General features: G+C 35.2%; 3 protein-coding genes. 2 read left to right on the forward strand and 1 reads right to left on the reverse strand.

The window, feature by feature from the left end:
• Positions 1-515 precede the first annotated feature (515 nt).
• Complete coding sequence (locus tag ACQKMR_RS28130) at positions 516-2,114, forward strand: C40 family peptidase (RefSeq protein ID WP_427700210.1); 1,599 nt, start codon at positions 516-518, stop codon at positions 2,112-2,114.
• 392 nt (positions 2,115-2,506) lie between these two features.
• The gene (locus ACQKMR_RS28135; RefSeq protein ID WP_427700211.1) at positions 2,507-3,067 is read left to right on the forward strand and encodes a tyrosine-type recombinase/integrase; all 561 of its coding nucleotides are present in this window, start codon (positions 2,507-2,509) and stop codon (positions 3,065-3,067) included.
• 728 nt (positions 3,068-3,795) lie between these two features.
• On the opposite strand, the gene ACQKMR_RS28140 is transcribed toward ACQKMR_RS28135, so the two are convergent.
• On the reverse strand, positions 3,796-4,023 hold the full coding sequence (locus ACQKMR_RS28140) for a hypothetical protein (RefSeq protein WP_427618607.1): 228 nt from the start codon (positions 4,021-4,023) through the stop codon (positions 3,796-3,798).
• Positions 4,024-4,532: the final 509 nt, after the last annotated feature.

The raw sequence follows: 4,532 nt of genomic DNA on the forward strand, positions 1-4,532 counted from the left end.
TCCTCAAACACAATGCCTTTTATTTTTTACACTCAAAAGAATATTCACTTGTGAGATTATTATGTATTTCTAATATGACTTCCCCACCAATTTCATAGCATCGAGTACTAGCTAAATTTATTTCTTTAGTATTGAAATAACTAGATGCAATCGTTATTATGTTATCGATTTATTGGGTACATGGAGGCGGCATAAAGGTCACCCTCCCTGTTGTTACTTCTTCTTGTTCTCCTGAATCTTCTTCGCCGTCTCCTTCGAGACCTTGATCTTCATGTTCGAGCCGATGTCGTTCGGCTCCGGCTTCTTGTCCTTCTTACCATTTTTTGTTCAAGTACGGAACATAACAGAATCCTTTTTATGGAATTGAATTTTTTTGTTTTTGTTAGGTATATTAGCATTAATTGATTTTAACGAAGAAAGGTTTGTCAAAAACAGTAATAAAAATAAGGATTATCCACTATTGAGCAAGACTAGGTTGTTTGAAATAATAGAAAATTAAGAAAGGAGTGAGAGAAATGCAAAAATGGCGGAATACATGTTTAATTCTAGGAATCTACTTTTTATCCGTTTTCTTTGCTCATACAGCCTTTGCTGCTGAAGAATTAAGTATTACAAAAGCAGCTCAAAAATACATTGGGTCTCCTTACATTGTAAATGGTCAAGAGCCTGATAAAGGATTTAGCACAGGGGGATTCACTAAATATGTCTTTAAAGAAGTGGAGAATGTAGATTTACCAATGTCCCCAAGGGAACAATTTAATCTTGGGAAAACTATTGAAAGGAAAGATCTCCTGCCAGGTGACCTTATCTTTTTTTCAGGAAAGAATACTAGTGAGGTTACAAATGTGGGAATATACAATGGAAATGATGAAGTCATCATCAGTTCTGTTTCAAAAGGAGTCATAAAAACTAAGCTAACTGAAGGGTCTTATTACGGTGAAAATTATATTAGCGCTAAACGACTTGATCCTGAAAACCTTTATCAAGTCGAACATCCTTTATTAGTAGAAGCCATGAAGTATGTTGGAACCAACTACTCAATTAATGGTAAAACGCCTGATGAAGGCTTTAATTCGCCAGGATTCGTTCAATTCATTTTTGAAAAATCTTTGGATATCGAGATTCCTGAAGATGCCGGTGCGCAGTGGAGCATAGGAAAGAAAATATCTAAAGACGATCTTCAGCCTGGTGACGTACTATTCTTTAAAAATAAGGATACAGGAAAAATTACCACAACGGCTTTTTATGTAGGAAAAGGTAATATGATTTACAGTTCTGCTTCAGATGGTGTCACAACGATCAATTTTGAACAATCTTCTTGGAATGATCGTTATTATGGAGCAAAGCGAATAACAGAGGTTTCCGATATTGATCGAAAGGACCCTCTAATCAGTGAGGCTTTGAAATATATAGGAGTACCTTATCTTGAAGGTGGTAAAACACCTAAAGGATTTGATTGTTCTGGATTTACAAAATATGTGTATGAAAAAGCGATGGGGATTTACTTACCTGAAGCACCAGAACAACAATGGCAGTTAGGTACCCCTGTTGAAAAAAAGGATATAAAAATAGGGGATCTAGTTTTCTTTAAGGATACTCACCGACCTGGCATTTCCCATGTTGGAATATATGCTGGAAACAATCAAATGATCCATGCTTCCAGAACAAAAGCAGGGAAAGTTGTAACCACTTATTTGACTAGTAATTATTTTACGGAAAAATTTGCTGGTATCAGACGTGTGACAAACCTTAAAATTCCTGATAATATCCCGGTTGTTAAAAAGGCTACAGACCTTCTAGACGTTCCTTACCTATCAGGTGGTACAACACCGGAAGGATTTGATACTGGAGGTTTTGTCCAGTATGTGTATCAACAAATTGGTATAGAGCTACCTCGTAACGGAAAAGACATGCTTAAAAAAGGAACAGAAGTGAAAAAGGGAGATTTAGAGCCGGGGGACTTAGTGTTCTTTGAGTCCGACAGCATCATCCCCGCCATCTATATTGGAAATGAACAAATTGTAGTGGTTTCCAGCGAAAAGGTTCGAGTTGTTAATTATAAAGTGAGTTCTTATTGGGGGCCCATTTACCATAGTGCAAGACGCGTTTTATAGATTGTTGACTATTGAAGGAATCAATTAGTTCTATTCATTCAGTTTTACAAAAATAATATTTTAGCAAATTCACGAAACCCCGTTATATCCAATCAAAACAAAGGATATAATGGGTTTTTTTTGTCTAAGAGATGTAACAATTGATGAAATTAGTTTTTCAGGTGACGTAAGCTCAAATCATGTGAGGTAGGTCACGCCTTTTGGACTTTGACAGTCAGCACGAGTCTGCTAGAGTTGTTCTTGTCAGCAGGGGAACGGCCCCGAAGACACCAACCGAAAGGTAAAACACCATGGGTAAGAAGGACAAGAAGCCGGAGCCGAACGACATCGGCTCGAACATGAAGATCAAGGTCTCGAAGGAGATGGCGAAGAAGATTAAGGAGGACGATGAAATGATGAAAGGAGGACGACAACCGGGCGCAAAAGAGCCGGTTCGATCCCTGGATAAAGTCGATGAGATGAAGGAGTGGTTATTACGGCATTCCTCCTATAGGAACTATTTTTTGTTTTACTTTGGCATCAACACCGGATTGCGCATAAGCGACATTTTAAATCTGCGTGTAAAAGATGTGCGAGGGAAGGATTTCGCTAAAATCAAAATGAAAAAAACAGAGCAAACCGTTGAAGTGTTCTTTAATGGGGTTTTGCAGCAAGAAATCCTGAAGTACACAAAAAATATGGCTGACTCCGATTGGTTGTTTCCCAGCCGTAAAGGTGAAAAAGCGATCACACGGCAAATGGCTGATAAACTTCTGAGGGAAGCTGCCGTGGCATGTGGCATAGACCAAGATCATTGGGGTACGCATAGCATGCGTAAAACGTTTGGTTACCGAAATAAAGATGTTTACTATTTAATGAAATTATTCGGCCATACAACACAAGGGCAAACACTTCGCTACATCGGAGTAGAAGCAGATGGAATTAGAAAAACGATGGAAAACTTTACGCTTTAAATTTGTACTACATTTTTTCTTTAAATTTGTACTACAAATTTAACTGAATGGGAGGGTTATTTGTGAGCAAAAGCAATAGATCATCCAGATTGCAATGTAGACTAAACGCTGAAGAAAAAGCTGCCTTAAAGACAGCTCCAATCTTCAGCTAACGCACCCGTTAGTTTAAGTACATTTATTCACAAAGTCTTTTATATTTTTTCTTTCTTATCAAATATAACAAAATAAACAAGTAGGAAAAATGTATATAACATTGTTATAAGAATAAAATTAGGAACTTCTAAAAATGTAAGTAAAGCACATAAAACTAAAATGCTTAATAAAATTGGTATATGTGTTATACCTCGGTTCTTAAAAACTTCGTACATACTCCAAAAAAATGCAACCATGCAGAAGAACAATGTAAACAAAATATATGGAGTAAGGTTTTTATCGAAATTAACGGTGAAGAGAACACATAAACCATTTATAATCAAGGCCATCAGCAAACTTATATTGCGTTTCATATATATTTTTCCCCTTCCCTTTTTAACAAAAATCTTATTATGCTATCCTGCCCCTTTAGTTCATTAAGGGTACTTTTTCACTTCAATTTTTGAATGTATGATAATATAAATAATCGCATATTTAAAAGTTCACATAATGTGATTTCTCGTAAGGCCAAAACATTAAATTAGAAAGAAAGAGCTCTTGAAATATAACGATTTCAAAGGCTCTCTCTTTCTAATTTATATTAATCCTCTATATTTTGCTGCTCTTTTTAAGTCTTCGATATCCTCATTTGGAAGTTTTTTTCTTCCAGAAAGATGGTCAAGTATTTCTTTATCAGTAAATTCTTTTGTTTTATTTGCCTTTTCTTCACTCATATCTGGATCAAAAACACTACCAAAGGTAACCCCTTTAACAAAAGATTTAACTGCATCCTTTAAAACGTTTGTTTCCTTTTTATCCTCCATATTATCCCCTCCTATATTCTATACGAATTAATTGTATATAAGTTCCATATGCACTGTCTATAAAAGGATATTCTTCAAAAAAACTCTTTGTCATCCCTAGTTTACATAAAAGTTTGCGAAAGAGAGTGGGTGTTATATAAATAAATAGCATCCTATCGGCAATGAAAAAAGGATCTTGATTGGAAAGATCCTTTTTTCATTGATAATTTCACTAAATCGACTCTTTATTTGTTGATTGACAATAAAGTCGTTTAAAAACAAACGTGATATATGGTTGAAGACTTTAAGGTATTAATTTTTAACATATATATATTTTGATAAAAATTTGTATTTTATTTTATTGATCTTTTTAATGTATGATTATGCTAATGATCGTACTTTCAGAAGGCCGCCAATTGGCGACCATCTTATGGCGCTAACGCACCCGTTAGTTTAAGTACATTTATTCACAAACTCAAATAAATTCACAAATTTATATCTGTTCAAAACTCTTTTCAGTAATCCCCTCA

The organism is Peribacillus sp. NPDC096540 (assembly GCF_050278525.1).
GTDB lineage: Bacteria > Bacillota > Bacilli > Bacillales > DSM-1321 > Peribacillus.